The 20,878-nt window shown below is 61.0% G+C and carries 22 protein-coding genes; 3 read left to right on the top strand and 19 right to left on the bottom strand.

The features are described from left to right. A partial coding sequence (locus ACIOZM_RS21305) for an FAD-dependent oxidoreductase (RefSeq protein WP_401216864.1) occupies positions 1–1,047 on the top strand: 1,047 nt, incomplete at its 5' end. Between the two features lie 247 nt (positions 1,048–1,294). Continuing rightward, entirely contained in the window at positions 1,295–2,362 is a 1,068-nt protein-coding gene (gene hemE, locus ACIOZM_RS21300; protein WP_401216862.1) for a uroporphyrinogen decarboxylase, read from the top strand. Positions 2,363–2,426: 64 nt separating this feature from the next. Here the strand turns inward: hemE and ACIOZM_RS21295 are convergent, their stop codons facing one another. Then, a complete protein-coding gene (locus ACIOZM_RS21295) occupies positions 2,427–3,644 on the bottom strand; it encodes an MFS transporter (RefSeq protein ID WP_401216869.1) in 1,218 nt (405 codons plus the stop codon). Between the two features lie 176 nt (positions 3,645–3,820). On the opposite strand from ACIOZM_RS21295, the gene ACIOZM_RS21290 reads away from it, so the two are divergent. Continuing rightward, entirely contained in the window at positions 3,821–4,723 is a 903-nt protein-coding gene (locus tag ACIOZM_RS21290) for a LysR substrate-binding domain-containing protein (RefSeq protein ID WP_401216860.1), read from the top strand. A gap of 22 nt (positions 4,724–4,745) precedes the next feature. Here ACIOZM_RS21290 and ACIOZM_RS21285 read toward each other — a convergent pair whose 3' ends face one another. From ACIOZM_RS21285 to ACIOZM_RS21200, 18 genes are all read right to left on the bottom strand, one after another. Continuing rightward, positions 4,746–5,036, bottom strand: coding sequence for a type II toxin-antitoxin system RelE/ParE family toxin (locus ACIOZM_RS21285; protein ID WP_401216858.1), 291 nt, complete (start codon positions 5,034–5,036; stop codon positions 4,746–4,748). Then, positions 5,029–5,274 carry a type II toxin-antitoxin system ParD family antitoxin gene (locus ACIOZM_RS21280; protein ID WP_401216856.1) on the bottom strand — a complete coding sequence of 82 codons (246 nt, stop codon included), beginning with the start codon at positions 5,272–5,274 and terminating at the stop codon, positions 5,029–5,031. Before ACIOZM_RS21280 ends, ACIOZM_RS21285 begins: the two co-directional genes overlap by 8 nt. Before the next feature lie 109 nt (positions 5,275–5,383). After that, positions 5,384–5,821: an excinuclease gene (locus ACIOZM_RS21275; RefSeq protein ID WP_401216855.1), complete on the bottom strand. Its 438-nt coding sequence runs from the start codon at positions 5,819–5,821 to the stop codon at positions 5,384–5,386. 281 nt (positions 5,822–6,102) lie between these two features. After that, entirely contained in the window at positions 6,103–6,906 is an 804-nt protein-coding gene (locus ACIOZM_RS21270) for a hypothetical protein (protein WP_401216853.1), read from the bottom strand. Between the two features lie 25 nt (positions 6,907–6,931). Continuing rightward, positions 6,932–8,158, bottom strand: coding sequence for a beta-ketoacyl-ACP synthase (locus ACIOZM_RS21265; protein WP_401216851.1), 1,227 nt, complete (start codon positions 8,156–8,158; stop codon positions 6,932–6,934). Beyond that, complete coding sequence (gene fabG / locus ACIOZM_RS21260; RefSeq protein ID WP_401216849.1) at positions 8,158–8,886, bottom strand: 3-oxoacyl-ACP reductase FabG; 729 nt, start codon at positions 8,884–8,886, stop codon at positions 8,158–8,160. The genes ACIOZM_RS21265 and fabG overlap by 1 nt, the downstream gene beginning before the upstream one ends. Next, complete coding sequence (locus ACIOZM_RS21255; protein ID WP_401216847.1) at positions 8,879–9,343, bottom strand: hotdog family protein; 465 nt, start codon at positions 9,341–9,343, stop codon at positions 8,879–8,881. The genes fabG and ACIOZM_RS21255 overlap by 8 nt, the downstream gene beginning before the upstream one ends. Beyond that, complete coding sequence (locus ACIOZM_RS21250; protein WP_401216845.1) at positions 9,340–10,536, bottom strand: beta-ketoacyl-[acyl-carrier-protein] synthase family protein; 1,197 nt, start codon at positions 10,534–10,536, stop codon at positions 9,340–9,342. The genes ACIOZM_RS21255 and ACIOZM_RS21250 overlap by 4 nt, the downstream gene beginning before the upstream one ends. Then, entirely contained in the window at positions 10,533–11,141 is a 609-nt protein-coding gene (locus ACIOZM_RS21245; protein WP_401216843.1) for a hypothetical protein, read from the bottom strand. Before ACIOZM_RS21245 ends, ACIOZM_RS21250 begins: the two co-directional genes overlap by 4 nt. Then, on the bottom strand, positions 11,141–11,866 hold the full coding sequence (locus tag ACIOZM_RS21240) for a class I SAM-dependent methyltransferase (RefSeq protein WP_401216842.1): 726 nt from the start codon (positions 11,864–11,866) through the stop codon (positions 11,141–11,143). The genes ACIOZM_RS21245 and ACIOZM_RS21240 overlap by 1 nt, the downstream gene beginning before the upstream one ends. After that, the gene (locus ACIOZM_RS21235; protein WP_401216840.1) at positions 11,863–13,110 is read right to left on the bottom strand and encodes an NAD(P)/FAD-dependent oxidoreductase; all 1,248 of its coding nucleotides are present in this window, start codon (positions 13,108–13,110) and stop codon (positions 11,863–11,865) included. Before ACIOZM_RS21235 ends, ACIOZM_RS21240 begins: the two co-directional genes overlap by 4 nt. After that, on the bottom strand, positions 13,097–14,260 hold the full coding sequence (locus tag ACIOZM_RS21230; RefSeq protein ID WP_401216838.1) for a sodium:proton antiporter: 1,164 nt from the start codon (positions 14,258–14,260) through the stop codon (positions 13,097–13,099). Before ACIOZM_RS21230 ends, ACIOZM_RS21235 begins: the two co-directional genes overlap by 14 nt. Next, positions 14,257–16,596, bottom strand: a complete 2,340-nt coding sequence (locus ACIOZM_RS21225) for an MMPL family transporter (protein ID WP_401216837.1) — start codon at positions 16,594–16,596, stop codon at positions 14,257–14,259. Before ACIOZM_RS21225 ends, ACIOZM_RS21230 begins: the two co-directional genes overlap by 4 nt. Further along, entirely contained in the window at positions 16,580–17,182 is a 603-nt protein-coding gene (locus tag ACIOZM_RS21220) for an outer membrane lipoprotein carrier protein LolA (protein WP_401216835.1), read from the bottom strand. The genes ACIOZM_RS21225 and ACIOZM_RS21220 overlap by 17 nt, the downstream gene beginning before the upstream one ends. Beyond that, the gene (locus ACIOZM_RS21215) at positions 17,179–17,604 is read right to left on the bottom strand and encodes an acyl-CoA thioesterase (RefSeq protein WP_401216834.1); all 426 of its coding nucleotides are present in this window, start codon (positions 17,602–17,604) and stop codon (positions 17,179–17,181) included. Before ACIOZM_RS21215 ends, ACIOZM_RS21220 begins: the two co-directional genes overlap by 4 nt. Beyond that, positions 17,597–19,141, bottom strand: coding sequence for a histidine ammonia-lyase (gene hutH / locus ACIOZM_RS21210; RefSeq protein ID WP_401216833.1), 1,545 nt, complete (start codon positions 19,139–19,141; stop codon positions 17,597–17,599). Before hutH ends, ACIOZM_RS21215 begins: the two co-directional genes overlap by 8 nt. Continuing rightward, the gene (locus ACIOZM_RS21205; RefSeq protein WP_401216832.1) at positions 19,122–20,069 is read right to left on the bottom strand and encodes a glycosyl transferase; all 948 of its coding nucleotides are present in this window, start codon (positions 20,067–20,069) and stop codon (positions 19,122–19,124) included. The genes hutH and ACIOZM_RS21205 overlap by 20 nt, the downstream gene beginning before the upstream one ends. Next, complete coding sequence (locus tag ACIOZM_RS21200) at positions 20,066–20,800, bottom strand: glycosyltransferase family 2 protein (protein ID WP_401216830.1); 735 nt, start codon at positions 20,798–20,800, stop codon at positions 20,066–20,068. The genes ACIOZM_RS21205 and ACIOZM_RS21200 overlap by 4 nt, the downstream gene beginning before the upstream one ends. Positions 20,801–20,878: the final 78 nt, after the last annotated feature.

Below are 20,878 nucleotides of genomic sequence, written 5' to 3'. Positions count from 1 at the left end.
GTCGAGAAGTACATCACCGACACCGCGTTCGCCATGGGCTGGCGCCCGGACATGTCCAAGGTCAAACCGACCGGCAAACGTGTCGCGATCATCGGCGCAGGTCCGGCGGGTCTGGGTTGTGCCGACGTGCTGGTGCGTGGTGGCGTGACTCCGGTGGTGTTCGACAAGAACCCGGAAATCGGCGGCTTGCTGACCTTCGGCATCCCCGAGTTCAAGCTTGAGAAGACCGTGCTGAGCAATCGCCGCGAAGTCTTCACCGGTATGGGCATCGAGTTCCGTCTGAATACCGAAGTCGGCAAAGACGTGACCATGGAGCAACTGCTCGAAGAATACGATGCAGTGTTCATGGGCATGGGCACCTACACCTACATGAAGGGCGGCTTTGCCGGTGAGGATCTGCCGGGCGTGCACGATGCGCTCGACTTCCTGATCGCCAACGTCAATCGCAATCTCGGTTTTGAAAAGTCGCCGGAAGATTTCGTCGACATGAAAGGCAAGAAGGTTGTGGTGCTCGGCGGTGGTGACACGGCGATGGACTGCAACCGTACTTCGATTCGTCAGGGCGCCAAATCGGTGACCTGTGCCTATCGTCGTGACGAAGCGAACATGCCGGGCTCGCGCAAAGAGGTGAAGAACGCCAAGGAAGAAGGCGTGAAATTCCTCTACAACCGTCAGCCAATTGCCATCGTTGGTGAGGACAAGGTCGAAGGCGTGAAAGTGGTCGAGACCCGTCTCGGCGAACCGGACGCCCGTGGCCGTCGCAGCCCTGAGCCGATCCCGGGCTCCGAAGAGATCATCCCGGCCGACGCCGTGGTCATCGCTTTCGGTTTCCGTCCGAGCCCGGCGCCGTGGTTCGAACAGTTCGAAATCCAGACCGACAGCCAGGGCCGCGTTGTTGCGCCTGAGCAAGGCAAGTACAAGCACCAGACCAGCAATCCGAAAATCTTTGCCGGTGGCGACATGGTGCGTGGTTCCGACCTGGTGGTAACCGCAATCTTCGAAGGCCGTAATGCGGCTGAAGGGATTCTGGATTACCTGGAAGTCTAAGCCCTGATCGAAACTGCAACGCAATACCTGTGGGAGCTGGCTTGCCAGCGATAGCATCAACTCGGTCTGAATGACACACCGAGGTGTCTGCATCGCTGGCAAGCCAGCTCCCACAGTGTTTCTCGGTGTTGCTAAAAGCTGTGTTTCATTGCAATAAATTGACCCGATAGACAAAAGGCTGACCTGCAACCGTGCCTTTTGCGTCGCGCTCTGAGAAAATGCCCGCACTTTTTTTCCGGATGCCGACATGACTGCCCTGAAGAACGACCGTTTCCTTCGCGCCCTGCTCAAGCAACCCGTAGACGTCACCCCGGTGTGGATGATGCGTCAGGCCGGTCGCTACCTGCCTGAATACCGCGCCAGCCGCGCCAAGGCCGGTGACTTCATGAGCCTGTGCATGAACCCGGAGTTCGCTTGCGAAGTCACGATGCAACCGCTCGACCGCTATCCACAACTGGACGCGGCGATCCTGTTCTCCGACATCCTCACCATCCCCGATGCCATGGGCCAGGGCCTGTACTTCGAGACCGGTGAAGGTCCGCGCTTCAAGAAAGTCGTCAGCACTTTGGCTGACATCGAAGCCCTGCCGATCCCTGATCCACACAAAGACCTCGGCTACGTGATGGACGCGGTCAGCACCATCCGCCGCGAGCTGAACGGCCGTGTGCCGCTGATCGGCTTCTCCGGCAGCCCGTGGACTCTGGCGACCTACATGGTTGAAGGCGGCTCGTCGAAAGACTTCCGCAAGACCAAAGCCATGCTCTACGACAACCCGCAAGCCATGCACCTGCTGCTCGACAAGCTGGCTCAGTCGGTGACGTCGTACCTCAACGGCCAGATCATGGCCGGCGCACAAGCGGTGCAGATCTTCGATACCTGGGGCGGCAACCTGTCGGCAGCGGCGTATCAGGAGTTCTCGCTGGCCTACATGAAAAAAATCGTCAGCGGCCTGATCCGCGAGCACGAAGGTCGCAAGGTGCCGGTGATCCTCTTCACCAAGAACGGCGGCCTGTGGCTGGAAAGCATCGCCGACGCCGGCGCCGACGCACTGGGTCTGGACTGGACCTGCGACATCGGCAACGCCCGCGCCCGCGTGGGTGACAAGGTTGCGCTGCAAGGCAACATGGACCCGACCGTGCTTTACGCCAAACCAGAAGCGATCCGCAGCGAAGTCGGGCGCATTCTGGCCAGCTACGGCAAGGGCAGCGGCCACGTGTTCAACCTCGGCCATGGCATCACCCCTGAGGTTGATCCGGAACACGCTGGCGCGTTCTTGCGTGCCGTGCATGAGTTGTCGGCGCAGTATCACGAGTGATCGCGCTGCAATAAAAAACGCCCGGCCAATGCCGGGCGTTTTTGTTTCTAATGTAGGTTTTGTATCAGGCTTTGACACCCTGCAACGGCGGCAACTTCGCCAGTTTCAACGCCACCAGCAGCGCCACCACCAACAGCGCGCCAATGAACAGGCCGATGCCATTCCATCCGCCCATATGCCAGAACACCCCGCCCGCCGTCCCGGCAATGCTCGAACCCGCGTAATAGCTGAACAGATACAACGACGACGCCTGCCCTTTGGCCTTGAGCGCCCGACGGCCAATCCAGCTGCTCGCCACCGAGTGCGCGCCGAAGAAGCCGAAAGTGAAAATCAACATGCCGAGGATCACCAATGGTAACGGTGTGAACATGGTCAGGGCGAGGCCGGCGAACATCAGCGCAATCGTCGCCCACAACACTTTGCGGCGCCCCAGTTTGTCCGCCAGCGAACCAATTTTCGCCGAGCTGTAGATGCCCGACAGGTACACCACTGACAGCAGCCCCACAAACACCTGATCGAGGTTGTACGGTGCGGCCAGCAAGCGATAACCGATGTAGTTGAACAGGGTGACAAACGCACCCATCAGCACGAAGGCCTCAAGGAACAACAACGGCAGCCCCGCATCACGAAAGTGCATGGTGAAGCCATCGAGCAGACTGCGCGGGTGCAGCGAGCGCGAGCGGAAGTTGCGCGATTCCGGGAGAATTTTCCAGAACACCGTGGCTGCGATAAGTGCCAGACCGCCGATCACCAGCATCGCCGTGTGCCAACTGACGAAGTCGATCAACACCCCGGTAATCAAGCGTCCGCTCATCCCGCCAATCGCATTGCCGCCGATGTACAAACCCATCGCCAGACCGATGTGCTGCGGATGAATCTCTTCACTCAGGTAAGTCATCGCCACTGCCGCCAGCCCGCTCAACGACAGCCCGATCAGCGCTCGCATGATCAGAACACCTTGCCAGCTCGGCATCATCGCGCTGGCCATGGTGCACAGCGCCGCGGCGAACAATGCCGCGACCATCACCGGTTTGCGCCCGACCCGGTCGGAAATCGGCCCGGTAATCAGCAGACCGATGGCGAGCATGCCGGTCGCCACCGAGAGAATCAGGCTGCTCTGCGCCGCATTGATCGAATACTCGTGAGACAGCAGCGGCATCATCGGTTGCACGCAATAGAGCAAGGCAAAGGTCGCGAAGCCGCCACTGAACAGCGCCAGCACCGTGCGCATGAACATCGGTGTGCCTTTTTCGATGTAGATCTCTTGCAGCTCGGCGACGATATCGTCCGCCGCAGCAGGCGGGACTTCATGGGCAAGGGGCGCGACAGCAGTTTTCACTTCAGACCTCGGAGGGCACGGCCAGGCAGGCAATGGAAAAAATCATATAGCTGGCTAATGTTTCTATCCAATATATTGTTCGACCTGTTTGATAGCTTTAACGACCTAATGGGGTTTCCATGGAATTGCGTCACCTGCGCTACTTCATCGCCGTCGCCGAAGAACTGCATTTTGGCCGCGCCGCACAGGTGCTGGGCATCTCCCAGCCGCCGCTGAGCCAGCAGATTCAGGCGCTGGAGCAAGAGGTCGGCGCCCGCCTGTTCGAACGTACCAATCGTCGGGTTGAGCTTAGCGAAGCGGGGCGATTGTTTCTCGAAGAGGCGCGACTGGTTTTGGCGCAGGTCGACAAAGCGGCGGATGTCGCCCGCCGTGCACAGCTCGGCGAACTCGGAGAACTGAAGATCGGCTTCACCTCGTCGGCACCGTTCAACTCGACCATTCCCCAGGCGATCTTTGCTTTCCGCCAGCGCTTTCCGGCGGTGCATCTGAATCTGCGCGAGATGAGCAGCACCATGGTTGCCGATGCGTTGGTCGATCAATCGATTGAAGTCGGGATCATGCGTCCGTTGGGGCTGCCGGATTCGCTGAGTGTGGTCGAATTGATGCGCGAACCGCTGGTCGCCGTGCTCAGCTCCAAACATCCGCTGGCGCAGGGCAGTGAAGAAGGGTTGTTTCTTTCGGAGCTGGCGCTGGAACCCTTTGTGTTCTTCCCGCGCAGCTACGGCAGCGGTCTGTATGCGCAATTGCTCAGTCTGGCGCGGGATGCCGGTTTCAGTCCGCACTTCGCTCAGGAGGCCGGCGAGGCCATGACCATCATCGGCCTGGTGGCCGCCGGGCTGGGCGTCTCAGTGATGCCAGCCTCGTATCAGCGCATGCGCATCGATGGCGTGGTCTACCGACCGCTGCGCGACCCGGAGGCGGTGACGGCGGTGTGGCTGGTGCAGCGCAAGGATCAGAAATCACCGATGGCCAAAGCCTTCGTCGAACTGCTCACGCACAAGGTCGAACCATTGAGTGCTTAACATCAAAAGTATTTGATGTTCATTACAGGTGACGTGTCGTATCCATTGCTTTATGCAAGATACGCACGATGGCAATGCCGTAAGGTTCGACGGTCAAGTAGGCTGTGTGATGTTCAATACTTATGCGCCGGTAGCCCCTTCGGATTTCATCGCATGTCCTTGCTCTGGAAGGCCACGCCGCTAACTCATCAAAGGTAGTCGTCAGGATATCCGTGTACTCGTTGGCTTGCTGCACACTCCAGGTTTGAGCGGTGTAACGCCAGATGTCTTCCAGATCCATTTCTGCCGCAGGCGTCAGTCGATATTCAGCCATGCTTATCCGTCATGCGTTGCTTGAAAGACTGCGCGTTGAATGGTCGAGGCTCGCCGCTAGCTTCCCCGGCGATGAGCGCTGAACGGATTGCTTCAAGGCTATAGCGTTGTTCCTGTTCTCGACGAATCAGGTCGCGGATGCATTCGCTGTCGTTCGTGTACTGACCGGCCTCGATTTGAGCCTTTATCCAGCTGTCTTGTGCGTCGGTCAAGGTGATGGTCTTGCGCACAGTAGCCATGATTTACCCTCAAGGTGTTGTTTGGTAGGCGCAGATTATCATACTACTGGTGCGATTCTGTGCCGTGGCTTCGTCGCAACCGCAGCCTGGGATCTTTTGATCTTGCCACTCAAGGCAATCGCACCAGATCCCCCTTTAACGCCACCCGCGTCGCAAAAACACCCGCCCGACATTCATACGTATTCAGATCCTTGCGCACATGCTGGTCGTAGAAACTGACGATGTTGGTCACCGCATTCGCCCCGACCCGCTTGGCATCGGCCTGCAGCTTGATCAGATTCGACTGCAGCACCCACTCGCAGGAGTCGTGATCGCTCTTGTTGGAACCATTGGTGCGCAAGTCGCTCACCACACCACGCTGCAACAACCGCTGTGTGCCCTGCGGCCCATTGCCCGCCAGATAAAACTTCACACTGCCATCCAGCCGCCCGGCGCGAATCGCATCCGACAGCACCGTCTCGAATGGCATGTACATCAGATTGGTGGCCTGGCTGGCGCTGGGCAGCAGCCCCAACAGCGCGGCGGCGAACAGGGCTTTCACTTGCATGGTCATCTCCTTGACGGTGAAAGAGAACCGCGAGAGTTCGATCGACCTGGCTCGCCGTTCGGGCAGGCGCTGCGTGATGGCCTGCTTGAGCGAGTGTAGATGCTGAAAATGAAGAGGGCGCCAAATGGCGCCCTTTGTGGCGAGGGAGCTTGCTCCCGCTGGGTTGCGAAGCGGCCTCAAATCCTGTGTTCGCGGTCTGTCTGTAAATTCGCAGCCTCCGGATTTACGACTGCTGCGCAGCCGAGCGGGAGCAAGCTCCCTCGCCACAGATGATGTGTTCGTCAGTCCACGTGCGCCAAATCACCACGCAGCGCCACGCTCGACACCACCAGCCCGGCGCGGCACTGGAATTTTTCGGTGTCTTTGTAGAGGTCGCGCTGGTCGACACTGGCGATGTTGATCACGGCGTTGGCGTCGGCTTTTTTCGCTGCGTTCTGCAGGGTCGCGAGGGCCGATTGCAGGGCCCAGAAGCAGGCGTCGGCGTCGGATTTGTTCGAGCCGTTGGTCTTGCGGCTGCTGCTGACGGTATCGAGTTTGCGCACCTGGTTGGGCAGGGTTTCGCCGGCCAGGTAGAACTTCACGCTGCCGTCGAGCAGGCCAGCGTCTGTGGCGCGTTTGACGCCTTCGCGAAAGCTCAGGTAGGTCGGTTCGTCGGCGCCCTGGTTGATGATGCCCAGGTTGTTGACGGCTTCGATGTCCGGGTTGATCGACAGTTCTTTGAGCACGTTGTCGCGCAGACGGTTGACCCAGCGGTTGTAGTTGCCGTGGATCTTGCCGTCCTTGTAGTTCAGGCCGTAGCTGCTGCGGTAGTCGATTTCGAACGAAGTCGGGGTGAACGGAATGTCGACTTCGGCGTGATGGCTGCCACGTACGGTAATGGCGGCCTTGATCATGCCCGGCTTCACCGATTGCACGACCCATTGGCGGTCATTCAGTGCGGTGACGATGGCGCGGCTCATTTGCGGCGAGGTGAAACCGAGGTTGCTGGAGAACTCTTCCTTGGCGTTGTACACCGGTTTGCTGGTGCATCCGCCGAGCACCAAGGCCAGGGCCAGCAGGGCGGCGATGCGGTAAAACTGAGTCATTCCCTTCACTCCAAACGTATTGCGGTCAGTGCCAGCGGCGGAAAATCAACGAGGTGTTGACGCCACCAAAAGCGAAATTGTTGTTCATCACGTAGTCGTGATGCATCTGGCGGAATTCGCCGCGCAGGTAATCGAGCTTGCCGCAGTGCGGATCGATCTCGTCGAGGTTGAACGTGTGCACATACTGATCGCGGTTGAGCATCTCGATGCTGAACCACGACTCCAGCGCCCCGCAGGCCCCGAGCGTGTGGCCGAGGAAACTCTTCTGCGAACTGATCGGCATGCGTTCACCGAACAAACTACTGGTCGCCAGTGTTTCGGCAATGTCGCCCTGTTCTGTAGCCGTACCGTGACCATTTACGTAGCCGATGACATCTGGCGTCACGCCAGCGTCTTCCAGTGCCAGCTCCATGGCGCGGCGCATGGTGATTTGCTCTGGACGTGTGGTGTGCTGGCCGTCGGCGTTGCTGCCGAAACCGACGATCTCGGCGTGGATATGCGCGCCTCGGGCGAGGGCGTGTTCCAGCTCTTCGAGCACCAGCATGCCGGCGCCTTCACCGATCACCAGGCCATCGCGATCCTTGTCATAGGGACGCGGACTGGTTTGCGGCGCATCGTTTTTCAGGCTGGTGGCGTACAGCGCGTCGAAGACCATGGCTTCGGTGGGGCAGAGTTCTTCGGCGCCGCCAGCAAGCATCAACGGCAGGCGCCCGAACTTGATCGCCTCGTAGGCATACCCGATGCCCTGGCTGCCGCTGGTGCAGGCGCTGGAGGTCGGGATCAGACGCCCGGTCAGGCCGAAGAAAATGCTGATGTTCGCTGCGGTGGTGTGCGGCATCATCCGCACGTAGGAGTTGGCGTTCAGCCCCTCGGCCACCGAGTTGAGCAGCATGTTGCCGAACGCTTTGATCTCGTCGGTGCTGCCAGTGGATGAGCCGCAGGCCACGCCCATCCGGCCGTCCTTGATCGACGGGTCGCCGAGCAGTCCGGCGTTGGCCAATGCCTGTTCTGCCGCACCAACTGCAAGGCGCGAGACGCGGCCCATACTGCGCAGTTGCTTGCGGGTCCAGTGGCTCGGTACGACGAAATCGTCGACAGGCCCGGCCAGCCGGGTGTTGAGTTCGCTGAAGCGATCCCACTCATCCATTCGGCGGATGCCGCTGCGATTGGCCGCGAAGTTGCCGGCGATGGTTTCCCAGTCGCTGCCCAGAGAGGTAATGCCGGCCATGCCGGTGACGACGACGCGCTTCATCAGCACAAGCCTCCGTTGACCGCCAGCACCTGGCGGGTGATGTACGAGGCTTCCGCCGACATCAGGAAATTCACTGCACTGGCCACTTCTTCCGGAGTGCCCATGCGTTGTGCGGGGATCATTTTCATCAGTTCCTCCACCGGCATGTTTTCGTCGAGCATGGCCGTGTCGATCAGGCCCGGGGCGACGCAGTTAACCGTGATTTTGCGCTTGCCGAGTTCGATCGCCAATGCTTTCGCGGCGCCGATCACTCCGGCCTTGGAGGCGCTGTAGTTGACTTGGCCACGGTTGCCGATCAACCCGGAAACCGAAGTGATGCAGACAATTCGCCCGGCGGCGCGACGGCGGATCATCGGCATCATCACCGGGTGCAAAACGTTGTAGAAGCCATCGAGATTGGTCCGCAGCACCACGTCCCAATCGTCATCGCTCAGTGCTGGAAAGGCGCCGTCGCGGGTCAGGCCGGCGTTGAGTACCACGCCGTAATAGGCGCCGTGGGTTTCGACGTCGGCTTCGAGAATGCTTTTGCAGGTTTCGCGGTCGGCGACGTCGAATTGCAGAATGCGCGCCTTGCGGCCCAGTGCTTCGACTTCGGTTTGCACCGCTTGCGCTTCGGCCAGGCCGCTGCGGCAATGCAGGACGATGTCATGCCCGGCCTGCGCCAGACGCAGCGCGATAGCGCGGCCAATGCCACGGCTGGAGCCGGTGACCAATACGGATTCAGTCATCGTTCGACTCCTTGGATTGTTGTAGATATTGCCCCGCTTCGGGCGGGCGGAACACGTTCAGTCGGGCGCTGGCATGAATGCCCGGCGCGTTGATGTGGCATTCGAAGACGCCCATGCCGTTATCGTCTTCCAGCGAGCGCAGACCGTGGATGGTCAGTTCGCTGCCAGCCGGAAACGCCTCGACATTGCATTCGAATTTGCGCGTGCCGAGCAGAAAACCCAGCTCCACGGCGTTGCCCTTTTGTCGCGCGTGGCAACCGGCGAAGGCCGCAACACTCTGCGCCATCAACTCAATGCCGACCCACGCCGGCAGGCTGCCGTCGGGCAAGTTGAACAGGCCGTCGGGGCGCACGGTGAGCCGGGTGTGGATCTGCTCGTCGTCGAAGCTCAGCACCTCGTCGATCAGGATCATGTCGCCAGCGTGCGGCAGCAGCTCGGCGAGCGGCCAGTCACTCATGGGGCATCTCCAATAATCAGGCTGACGTTGTTGCCGCCGAAGGCAAAGGAGTTGCTCATCAGGTAGCGGGGAGCAATGGACGACAGGCGTTCGCTTGCGGTCACCCACTTCAGGGCTGGTAGAGCCGGATCGGCCTGACTGTCCCAGACGTGTGGCGGCAACGCGTGTTCAGGATTGTCGGCGCTCAGGCTCAGCCAGCAGAACGCCGCTTCCAGTGCACCAGCGGCGCCGAGGGTGTGGCCGGTCATCGGTTTGGTCGACGAGCACGGTACGCCCTGCGGAAACAGCGCGTCGACCGCCAGACTTTCCATGGAATCGTTGTGTTGGGTGGCGGTGCCGTGCAGGTTCAGATAATTGATTTGCCCGGCTTGCAGATGTGCGCGGCTCAGGGCTTTCTGCATCGCTTGCAGCGCGCCGCGACCGCTCGGCTCCGGCGCAGAAATATGGTGCGCATCGGAACTGGCCCCAGCACCGAGCAGGGCGATGGCCGGGCCGTTGCCGGGTTGTTTACTCATCACGAACAGCACCGCCGCTTCGCCGATGTTGATGCCGTTGCGGTTGGCGGAAAACGGATTGCAGCGCTCGTCGGAAACCGCTTCAAGCGATGAAAATCCGTTGAGCGTGAGTTTGCACAGGCTATCGACGCCACCGCACAGCACCGCGTCGCACAGCCCGAGATCGAGCAGACGTTGCGCGCTCATCAACGCCCGGGCGCTGGAGGTGCACGCCGTGGAAATCACATAGGCCGGGCCGCTGAGTTGCAGCCAGTCGGCGAGAAAATTCGCCGGGGCGCCGAGTTCCTGTTGCCGATAATCGTAGTCGGCCGGGAATTGTTGATTGCTGATGTAATGCGCCAGACCACGACTGGCTTCATCGATGCCCGAAGTGCTGGTGCCAAGCACCACACCAATGCGCTCGCGACCGTAGGTCTGGATCGCTTGTTCGATGTCGTCACGGATCTGCAATGCCGCTTCCAGCAGCAATTGGTTATTGCGGCTGCTCTGTTCCGCCAGGTGTGGCGGGATCGGCGCGAGGTCGCCCTGCACGGACGCCACTGGCAATTCGCGTTCGGGCACCCAACCACCTTCGAGGCGCATGCCCGAGCAGTCACCGGCGAACAGGTTTTGCGCCACCTGGCGTTTATCGCGGCCGAGGGCGCAGATCACACCGAGAGCGTTCAGATAAGCGGTCATGACGTCGGTTCACCGAGTGGCGACACGCGATAACGCGGGCCTTGAGGCAGATTCAATTCGAAGTTCAGCGGTTGTGAATAACGCACGTCCCAACGCGCCGGCAGGGAACGTTGTTTGTCCTGTTGTTGCGCAGCGGGGTAGTTGCGCAGCAGTTCACCGGGTGGCGTCAGCGCGAACAGCAGCGCGGCGAACAGCTCCCGGGCTTCGGGGTTCGGCGGCAGCAGTCCATCGGCCTGCCAGTGTCCGTCGATCAGTTGCTGACGGGCCACGGGAATGCCCAGCGGGTCCATCATCGACCAGCGAATGCCCGGGCCTTCTTGCTGGATAACCAACAGCCAGTCCTGACGTTGATCGGCCTGGTGGCGTTCGATGTGCAATTGCAGCGGCAAGGGCAGTTTCGGGTTATCCACAGGCAGCGGCGCGTTGTTAGCGCATCCACTGAGCAGGGCAAACACCACCAACATCAGCCACACCACAATTCCTGTGGGAGCTGGCTTGCCAGCGATGGCGTCGGCGCATCCAGCATTCCGGCTGACTGATCCACCGCAATCGCTGGCAGGCCAGCTCCCACAGGGTTCAATGCGCACCAATCGACTGTGTTGCATCAGAGATTACCTGCCAGAGGCTTGCGGGCGACGACATTCACCAGCGTTTCCTCACGCTGACCAAACGGCTTTGGCTTGAGCAATCCAGTCCGCTCCAGCAAACCGAAATCCTTCGATCGGCTCCACCACAAATACGGGTACGAAACGTTCTGCTCAGCAAATTCAAAACCCTGCTGGCGAATCATTTGCAGATACTGCGCCGCGCTCTTCTGCACATGCATCGGATGGCGGAACAGCCAACGAATCACCCAGGTATCAATGTAAGCCTCGGTCGACTCGGCGAACAGCAGGTAGCCGCCCGGCTTGAGTACCCGATAGAACTCGGCGAGGGCTTTGTCCTGTTCCACCAGATGATGGAATGTCTGGTGACAGAACAGCACATCAACGCTGGCGTCCGGCACGTTGAGAGTCGCGCAATCACTGCCGATCAACTCGACATCAAATCCCAGACGCGTCGCCTCTTCACCGCTCAATTGCAGGCTGTGCGGGTCAGCATCGACACCGATCAGCCGTTGCGGGGCAAAGGTCTGGCGCAGATAACGAAAGGATTTGCCCTGACCACAACCTGCGTCGAGCAGCACCGGGTTGGCCGGTAGCGAATCGCTGAACAGATTGCGCAGATCGTTGATCGCCACTCGCAGCACGTGGTGTTGCCAGGTGTGGCTGCGCAGGAACCAGAAACCGAAGCGGGTTTCTTCGACGTAGTTGTCGCTCAGGTAATTCATGGGGCGTCCTTGGCACAGAGTTCGGAAATCGTCTTCAACCGACGACGCGCTTCGCTGACGAACGGGTTGCGTTCGTCCCAGGCGTAACCGGCGAGGATCGAGCAGATCATGCGACGGATATCCGCTGAGCCTTGCTCATAAAAAATCACGTCCTGAAAAGTACCTGCGTACCAGCCTTCAACGTAGGCGCGGAAGGTATCGACGCCGCGCTTGAGCGGGTCCGCAAACTCGGTTTGCCAATCGACCGCTTCGCCCTGCAACTGACGATGCAAAACTGCGGCGGCCATGCTCGCCGAACGCATGGCAATGGTCACGCCGGAGGAAAACACCGGGTCGAGAAACTCCGCCGCGTTGCCCAGCAGCGCAAAGCCCGGGCCATGCAAGGTTTTGACGTTGGCCGCGTAACCGCCGAGGGTGCGCGCCGGAGTGTCCCATACGGCATTGTTCAAGACGCCGGACAGGCTTGGGGTTTCGGCGATGAAACCGCGCAGGCAGGCATCAAGATCGCTGTCGCGGCCGTCGAAGTGTTCTGCCGCCGCAACCACACCCACCGAACAACGACCATTGCTGAACGGAATGGTCCAGAACCAGATATCGCGATGCAACGGATGAGTGGTGACGAGGATTTTTTCGCGGTCGAAGGCCGGATTGTCGATGTGATCTTCGACGTGGGTGAACACTGCTTGGCGCACCGGGAAATTCGACGGTGCTTCGAGGTCGAGCATCCGCGACAGCACACGTCCATAACCGCTGGCATCAAGGACGAAGTCGGCCTCGATCCGGTATTCGCTGTCATCTTCGCGGCGCACGTCGAGATGTGGTTTTGCCCGGTCGAAATCGACACTGACAATCGCCTCGCCGTAACGAATTTCCACACCTTGCAACTCGGCCTGATCGGCCAGCAGTTTGTCGAAATCGGCGCGTTGCACCTGGAACGTAGTCGGCTTGCCGGCGGTGAAGGTTTCGCTGAAATCGAAGGCGCTGTAGCGCTCGCCCCAGGCAAATGCAGCGCCGGTCTTGCGCTGAAATCCGGCGGCATTCACCGCGTCGAGCATGCCGGCTTCTTCGACGAAATCCAGGCAATGACTGAGCAGGCTTTCGCCGATGGAAAACCTTGGGAAATGCTGGCGCTCGATCACCAATACATCGTGGCCCTGGCGTTTGAGCAATGCGCCGGCGATGGCGCCGGACGGGCCGGCCCCGATGATCACGACCTGACGAGATTCCATTTCAACGATTGCCACGTGAACTCCGTGTTAGAGGGGGGGGGATGCTCAGCTGCGCCCGATGCAGACCGATCAGTGCCGGCAGCAAGGTGGCGCCCAAACCCATCAGCATCAGCGCGAAGTACAGCGCCGGGCTGATGAGATGTTGTTGCAGCAGCAGATTGAGAAAGACGATTTCGCTCAAGCCGCGAATGTTCAGCAGCACGCTTTCGCGCCAGCGGCTGGCGCCTTCGAACGACGCACCGGCCCAGCCGAGGCCCAGCCAGTTACCGAGCAGTTTGCTGACGATCGGCAACAGCAGCAGCGCCGCCCATTGCCCTGCGCCGAGGCTGGCGAGGGCGCTGTGCACGTCGATCTGGACGATACCGAAAGTCAGGATCAGCGGAATCGCTATCCATGTCTGCAAACGGTTCATCCAGCGTGCTGGTAACGGCAGCACCAAGGGTATTTTGAGCGCGGCCATGCACAGTAGATAGCCGATGCCGAGGATCAGCGCATTGAGTTTGTAATGTTCGGCCAGTATCAGCAGCGCGAAGAAACCGAGGCTGTAGGTCAGCGGTCGACGGATGCCGAAACCGCGCAACAACAACGGCACACAAGCCAGGCCCAGCGGTAGCAGCAGACTGCTCAAGTGCAAGCTGCCCTGCGCAACGCCGAACAGCGTCCAGCAAGTCAGGTCGATGAGGATTGCAGTCTGCACCAGACGCCGGGTGGCGGCGGGCGGATAGTCGATATGGCGCAGGTATAGATACAGCACCGGGATCGCAGTAATGGCGAACACCAGACCGATGGCCAGCGAACTGATCCACGCTTGCGGTGGCAGCAACCACACGGCCGTCGCGACGCCGCAAACGAACGGCACGGCGAAACTCGGCAGGGCGATTTTCAGGCTCTGGCGATCCAGGCGCAGGTCGATCACATCGCTGAGAATATGCCCGAGCAACAGCGCAAAGCTCAGGCTGTAGAGGTTTTTCAGCCACTCAGGTGCGATCAGTGCGGCGCCGCTCAGTTGCCAGCCCGGTTCGATCCAGAAGTACATCAGCAACGGCAGACCAAAAGTTGCCAGCAGCAACTGACTGACGATCGGGATCAGACCAAAGTGGCGGCCGATGCGGGTGGCCACGGCGAACATCGCCAGTGCCATCAGCCAGAAGCCGACGACCATCATGTTGTCGGCTCCGCGACCGTAGCGGCGTGGGTCTGACGCCCGGCCCACGGCGCCAGAATGAAGCTGAACGCCAGCCCGAGACTGACCGACAGGCCGAAGTTGCTCACCGCCGGGGTGCTGGACACCGCCAGCAGGCCGAACGACAGCCAGGTGGTCAACGCCGCGAGCAACGTGCCGAGCAGGCTGACAGCGGCGCCGCCGACCTGCTCACGCATGAGGATCGCGTAATCGACGCTGATCGCCGTCACCAGCAACAGGCCGAACAGACTGAACAGGGTCAACGGCTGGCCGAGCCAGCCGAGACTGGCGAGGCTGCACAACGCCGCCAGCAGCGGCAGAGCAACGATGCGCAACGCACCGCCGAAGCCGAACGGCAGGATCAACACCAGCACGATCAACACGCAGGAGGCGAGTTTCAGTTCGGCAGCGCTGACCTGGGTTGCCGCAAACACCTTGTTCAAATCGCCGAGACGGTCCACCAGCGTCACGCCGGGCAAATCCAGCGCTTGAATCTTTAACAGCGCCGGATCATTCAGTCCTTGCAGACTGACAATTGCCGCCACTCCGTCCTCGGTCGGGCCGAGCCACAGCGGACGATAGGGTTCGCCGAGCGGGCCGACGAGGGCGTCATCAATACTTTCGGCGGGCAGGGTCTGCAATTGATGCAGCTCGTTTTGCAGGGCCGCGAGCGGCACGCCGAGATCCAGCAGCGGCTGCCAGAACTCAGGCAGTTTGCTCAGCGATTCACGCACTTGCTGCTGTTGGCTCGGGGCGCTGACCAGTTGATCGAGGGTCAGATAGCCTTGCAGCTTGTCGAGATTGACCAGTTGTTGCAGACGCTCGCTCAGCGCGGCTTGCCGTTCCAGCAGTTGCTGCTGATCGGCTGCACGCACCAGGAAAAACTGGCTGGTCGGCTGATAACCGGTAATGCGGGCGATGGTCTGCGCTTCATCGGTCAGGTGCTTCGGTGCGCCGACCCATTGGCGGATGTCGTTCTTGCTTTGCAGTTGCATCAGGCCGCCAACGCAGAAGGCGATCAGCAGGGCCAGCAACATCGGAGTCTTGGCGTGTTGCAGGAGTTTTTCCCGCCAGCTCAACAGGCGTTCGGCGACTTGCAGCGGCCATTGCGCCGGGCGCAGTTCGACATTCTTCAACAACGCCGGCAGCAGGCACACCGCCGACAGATAGGCGCCGAGCAGGCCGGCGGCGGAGAACACCGCGATCTGCGTCAGCGCCGGGAACGGCGTCCAGGCCAGCGCCAGATAACCGATGCCGCTGGTGATCAGGCTCAGGGTCAGCCCCGGCAGGGTCAGGCGCAGGGCCGGCCAACTGCGCCACGGCTTGAGGCTCCAGCTCTTGGACAGGTAATGCAGCGGGTAATCCACCGCGACGCCGATCAGGCTGGAGCCGAGCACCAGGGTGATCACATGCATATGGCCGAACAGCGCCACGCAAGCCACCGCACCGAACAACATGCCGACCAGCACCGGCACGAATGCCAGCAGCACGCGCCAGCGCCGGAACGCCAGCAACAGCAGCAACAGAATGCCGACCGTCGCACCGCCACCGACCCAGGTCATCTCCCGCGTGGCTTGTTGCTGGCCGTTGGCGGCGTACAGCAAACCACTGGCGGCCAGCAGTTGTACGTCGCTGCGCGCGGCTTGATCGCGACTGCGTTGCAGCAGGTCGGCGACTTGTAGCGGCAGGTTCATGTCGAAGGCATTGCCGGTGGTCCGCGCACGCAACAGCACCCAGCTCTTGCCGTCGGCATCGGCGATCAGTGCGCCGCTGCCGATGTCCAGTTGCACCGCGCCGTGTTGTGGCTGGCTGTTCTGGATGCGCCCGGTGAGGCCCAGCCAGTCGTCCTGGCTTGGTACGAGGCTGAAACCGGTGAACGGGTCGAACAGCGCCTGCACCCGTTGCTGAATGAACGCGTCCGGGTGTTCGCTCAGCAGTTGCCGGTCATCCGCCGAGAGCATCGCCAGCCGTCCTTGCAACAGCTGAGTGCGCAGCGCCGGCAGATCCGCTTGCAGGTTCCATTGCACTTTTTCGAACAGACCACTGACCTGCCATTGCTCGCCGAGTGTCTGCGCCATGGCGACTGCTTGCTGGCGATCCGCATGCCCGACCAGCACCAGCATTTCGCGGTTGAGCGGTTCCTGCATGCGCTGTTCGGCACGCAGTTCAAGGGAGTCAGGGCTGGTGCCGGGCACCAGTTCCATCAGGTTGGCCGACAGCGGCGCGCCATGGCGCCACTGCCAGCTGCCCAGCGCGATGACTGCCAGCAGCAGGATCAGAAACAGCCACGGCAGCCTGCGTTCATTCAGCAAAGTCATGCTGCTCCGCATCGCTCAATGGTTGATCAGCCTTGCTGTCCTGCATGCGCAGTACGGTGCTGTCGCCCTGGGTTTCCAGCAGTTCGATGGTTTGCACCAATGCGCCGCCGTCAATGTTGATCTGGTTGAACACTTGCTTGAGCAACAACGAGCGCGGCGTCAGCGTCAGTTTCCACTGTTGCGCGTCGCCGCTCAGGGCCAGTTCGAAGTCGCGTTGCAGGCCACTGCTGTCACCTTGCAGCACGGCGAGGAACAAGCGGTTCTGCTCGGCCCCGGCGCTCTTGTTCGGCAGCATTTGCCAGCCGTTGTCGTCGCGCCGGGCTATGCCCTTGGCGCTGATCCGGTAATCCTGTTGCAGCGGGCTTTTCAGCAGCCACAGCAGGCCGTAATTCTTCGCCAGAACGAAGCTGCCCTTGCTGATCAGTGGCTGGGGCAGGGCGCGCAGGTGTTTTTCCTGAATGAACTGGCCGTGGATCACGTCCGGTCTGGCCAGTTGTGCGCTCAGTTGTTGCAGGTCGAAAGCGTTGGCCAGCGACGAGAGACCGAGCAGGCAAAGCAGGCCAAAACCTTTGAAAAGCGTTTTCATCGCAGCATCCTTTCCACGGCATCGGTGAAGACTTTCGGTGAGGCCAGTTGCATCTCGCGGCTACTGACTTCGACCGCGACCTGCACCGAGCTGGCGCGGGTCAGGCGTTCGCCGGTCTGCAGGTCGGTGATCAGGTAATTGATCTTCAGCCGGTTTTCCCACTCGACCAGATTGGCGCGCACGTTCAGGCGTTGGCCGAACACCGCGCCGCGCACGTAGCGCAGTTGCAGGTCGATGATCGGCCAGGCAAACCCGGACTCGACCATGTGCGTGTAGTTGTGGCCGATCTTGTCCAGCAACGCGCAACGTGCGACTTCGAGGTATTTGACGTAATGGCCGTGCCAGACCACGTGCATGGTGTCGACGTCGAAAAACGGTACGAGAATTTCGGTATCGGCGTGGAGCACTCCGGCGCTACGCATGCAGCCTCCAGTGTTGCTCGGCGATGCGTTGCAGACACAGGCGCAACTCGCCTTCCAGCGCACGATCTTCGATCACCGGCGGGAAATCCTTGGCCAGTTCTTCGTGCATTGCCGCCAGCGACGGTGGCAGTGGGCGGGCGTCTTCGTCGCGACCGCGCAGCCACACGCCCTGATTGGCCGCGAGCAACGTGGCGGCGGCGACCTGTTCGGTCAGTTCCAGCACACGAATCGCGTCGCGAGCGGCGATGGTGCCCATGCTCACCTTGTCCTGGTTGTGGCACTCGGTGGAGCGCGAGAACACGCTGGCCGGCATGGTGTTTTTCAGCGCTTCGGCAGTCCAGGCGCTGGTGCCGATCTGCACAGCCTTGAAGCCGTGATTGAGCATCGCCCGCTCGGCGCTGGCGCCCGACAGGTTGCTTGGCAAGCCGTGGTTGTAACGCTCATCCACCAGCAAGGCGAGCTGGCGATCCAGCAGGTCAGCTACGTTGGCCACGAGGTTTTTCAGACTGTCCATGGCGAACGCGATGTGACCGCCGTAGAAGTGCCCCCCGTGCAACACGCGCTCGGCTTCGGCGTCGATGATCGGGTTGTCGTTGGCGCTGTTGAGCTCGATTTCGATGAAAGAACGTAGCCAGTTCAGGCTGTCGGCCAATACGCCGAGTACGTGCGGGGCGCAGCGCAGGGAATAGCGATCCTGCAAACGATGCAGTGGCGCAGTCGGTGCGTCGATGGCCAGATCCTTGCGCAGCCACGCGGCGACTTGCATCTGACCCGGATGCGGCTTGGCAGCGAACAGGCGCTCGTCGAAGTGCTCCGGATTGCCTTGCAGCGCCACCACGTTGAGCGCGGTAATGCGTGTTGCCAGTTGCAGCAGATAATCGGCGCGGGCGTAGGCGAGGCAGGCCAGACCGGTCATCACTGCCGTGCCGTTCATCAGCGCCAGCGCTTCTTTCGGGCGCAGCACCAGCGGCGTCCAGCCGAGTTCGCGATGCACGTCGGCGGATTGCCGGCGCTCGCCCCGGAACATCACTTCGCGCTCGCCGGACAAGGTCGCGGCGACGTAGGACAGCGGCGTCAGATCGCCGCTGGCGCCGACCGAACCTTCTTCCGGAATCAGCGGCAGGATGTCGTGTTCAAGAAACGCATGCAGGCGTTCCAGCAATTCCACGCGCACCCCGGAAACGCCGTGGCACAGCGACTGCAAACGTGCCGCCAACACCGCTCGGGTGGCTTGCGCGTCGAGCAGTTTGCCCAGTCCGCAACCGTGGAAGGTGTAGAGATGACGCGGCAGCGCCTCGACGTGATGCAATGGTACCGCGACCACGCAGGAATCGCCGTAACCGGTGGTCACGCCGTAGATCACGCCTTCCTTGTCCAGCAGCGAATCGAGGAATCGCGCACCCTTGGCAATGCGCTCGCGGTAAGCCGCGTCGCTCTGTAACTGCACGGGCGCCTGACGGTTGGCCAGGGCCAGCACGTCTTCGATGCGCAAAGGGCGTTCGCCGAAGGTTACCGGCTCATGGGTTGGCGTCGTCATCGGTCTTCCAGAAAGGGTAAAAGTTGAACCATTGTTGTGGCGCTTCGAGGCAATAGTGACCCAGTCGCTCGGCGTAACGGGTCGCCCACTGATGAATGACCTGCTCGCGCTCGCTGCGCTTCCACGCGATGGTGTCGGCGAAGGGTTCGAGGCTCAGGCGATAGTGACCGTCAGGCTGTTTCAGGCACATCAGCAGATTAACCGGGCATTTCAGCAGGCCGGCCAGCAACCACGGGCCTTGCGGGAACGCTGCCGGATGACCGAGAAAGTCCACGCTGATGCTGCGTCCGCCGTGCAGCGGCACGCGGTCGCCGGCAATCGCCAGCCACTCACCGCGCTCAAGACGTTCGTGCAATTGCAGCATGATCACCGGGTCGAGTTCGCTGACCTGGATCAAGCGCAGATTGGTCGCCCCGGCCTCGCCCAGCAGGCGATTGAATTGTTCGGCGTGCTTGGTGTGCACCAGCACGTTCATCGTGACCTTTTCGCCGATTTCCGCCAGCGCCCGGCACACTTCGAGATTGCCCAGATGCGCGCCGACCAGCAGTTGTCCGCGGGTGCCACGCAACTGATTGCGCAGCAGCGCCGGGTCGATGATTTCGATCTGCTCGATGCGCAGTTTGCCGTTCCACACGTCGAGCTTGTCGAGCATCGAATCGGCAAACGCCATGAACTGGCCGAATACACGCCACAGGCTTGGGCGCAATTCGCTGCGCCCGCTCCAGTCGGCGAGCCGTTGCTGGTATTGCCAGGCGCTGCGGCGAGCCGTGCGGCCGAACAGGAAAAAGTACAGCACGATGCCGTACAGCAACGGACTCAGCAGGCGCCGGCCAAGGACCTTGGCAGCGAGCGCAGTGAATTTCATCAGCAGGAAACTGCCGCGTTCCTCGCGGTCGGCCCAATGCTTTTTATCGGTCTCGACCGTCATGCCCGCCACCGCCGCCAGAGGATCAGTGGGAAGCGCAGCAGCATGCCGAGGAACAACCGCATATGCATGCTCGAAATCAGCACGTTGTCGTGGAACATCCGAAAGTGCGACACACCGTCCAGCGGGTAATGCACGCTGGTTTGCAGCCAGCGCATCGGCTGATTGCGCCACGACAGGCGCACAAGGATGTCCGAGTCGTAATCCATGCGTTTGCCGACTCGCGCCGAGTCGATCACCGCCAGCGTCGGCGCTAACGGATACACGCGAAAGCCGCACATCGAGTCGCGGATTTGCAGCGACAGAGTGTTGATCCAGACCATCACATGGGTCAGGTAGCGCGCATACAAACGGCCCTTGGGCACGCTGGCGTCGTACAGCGGATAACCGCAGATCATTGCTTCTGGATGGGCGCGGGATTCGGCGATGAAACGGGCGACGTCCTGCAAGTCGTGCTGACCATCGGCATCGACTTGCAAGGCATGGCTGAAACCCAGACGCGACGCTTCACGCAGACCGGTCATCACCGCACCGCCCTTGCCCTGATTGACGGTCAGGCGCACCAGATAAACGTTGTCGCGCCCGGCCAGTGTGTCCAGCACCTGCGCGCAGGATTTGCTGCTGGCGTCGTCCACCAGAATGCACGGCAGATTTTGCGCGAGCAGGGCATCGACCACGCTGCTGATCGCGGTTTCGTGGTTGTAGACCGGAATCACTGCACAAGGGTTATGCATACCGATTCTCTACCGAATGACCGCTGTGACCGCTTCGCGAGCAGGCTCGCTCCCACAGGTTGCGCGGACTAATGTGGG

The sequence above is a fragment of the Pseudomonas sp. NPDC087346 genome, assembly GCF_044744235.1.
Classification (GTDB): domain Bacteria; phylum Pseudomonadota; class Gammaproteobacteria; order Pseudomonadales; family Pseudomonadaceae; genus Aquipseudomonas.
The sequence above is the reverse complement of the archived record's forward strand: the minus strand, read 5'-3'. Positions and strand labels throughout refer to the sequence as shown.

Coding starts and splice junctions, on each gene's coding strand:
- hemE (WP_401216862.1), top strand. CDS start 1,295: ATGACTGCCCTGAAGAACGACCGTTTCCTTCGCGCCCTGCTCAAGCAA.
- ACIOZM_RS21290 (WP_401216860.1), top strand. CDS start 3,821: ATGGAATTGCGTCACCTGCGCTACTTCATCGCCGTCGCCGAAGAACTG.
- ACIOZM_RS21285 (WP_401216858.1), bottom strand. CDS start 5,036: ATGGCTGAATATCGACTGACGCCTGCGGCAGAAATGGATCTGGAAGAC.
- ACIOZM_RS21280 (WP_401216856.1), bottom strand. CDS start 5,274: ATGGCTACTGTGCGCAAGACCATCACCTTGACCGACGCACAAGACAGC.
- ACIOZM_RS21275 (WP_401216855.1), bottom strand. CDS start 5,821: ATGCAAGTGAAAGCCCTGTTCGCCGCCGCGCTGTTGGGGCTGCTGCCC.
- ACIOZM_RS21270 (WP_401216853.1), bottom strand. CDS start 6,906: ATGACTCAGTTTTACCGCATCGCCGCCCTGCTGGCCCTGGCCTTGGTG.
- ACIOZM_RS21265 (WP_401216851.1), bottom strand. CDS start 8,158: ATGAAGCGCGTCGTCGTCACCGGCATGGCCGGCATTACCTCTCTGGGC.
- fabG (WP_401216849.1), bottom strand. CDS start 8,886: ATGACTGAATCCGTATTGGTCACCGGCTCCAGCCGTGGCATTGGCCGC.
- ACIOZM_RS21255 (WP_401216847.1), bottom strand. CDS start 9,343: ATGAGTGACTGGCCGCTCGCCGAGCTGCTGCCGCACGCTGGCGACATG.
- ACIOZM_RS21250 (WP_401216845.1), bottom strand. CDS start 10,536: ATGACCGCTTATCTGAACGCTCTCGGTGTGATCTGCGCCCTCGGCCGC.
- ACIOZM_RS21245 (WP_401216843.1), bottom strand. CDS start 11,141: ATGCAACACAGTCGATTGGTGCGCATTGAACCCTGTGGGAGCTGGCCT.
- ACIOZM_RS21240 (WP_401216842.1), bottom strand. CDS start 11,866: ATGAATTACCTGAGCGACAACTACGTCGAAGAAACCCGCTTCGGTTTC.
- ACIOZM_RS21230 (WP_401216838.1), bottom strand. CDS start 14,260: ATGATGGTCGTCGGCTTCTGGCTGATGGCACTGGCGATGTTCGCCGTG.
- ACIOZM_RS21225 (WP_401216837.1), bottom strand. CDS start 16,596: ATGACTTTGCTGAATGAACGCAGGCTGCCGTGGCTGTTTCTGATCCTG.
- ACIOZM_RS21220 (WP_401216835.1), bottom strand. CDS start 17,182: ATGAAAACGCTTTTCAAAGGTTTTGGCCTGCTTTGCCTGCTCGGTCTC.
- ACIOZM_RS21215 (WP_401216834.1), bottom strand. CDS start 17,604: ATGCGTAGCGCCGGAGTGCTCCACGCCGATACCGAAATTCTCGTACCG.
- hutH (WP_401216833.1), bottom strand. CDS start 19,141: ATGACGACGCCAACCCATGAGCCGGTAACCTTCGGCGAACGCCCTTTG.
- ACIOZM_RS21205 (WP_401216832.1), bottom strand. CDS start 20,069: ATGACGGTCGAGACCGATAAAAAGCATTGGGCCGACCGCGAGGAACGC.
- ACIOZM_RS21200 (WP_401216830.1), bottom strand. CDS start 20,800: ATGCATAACCCTTGTGCAGTGATTCCGGTCTACAACCACGAAACCGCG.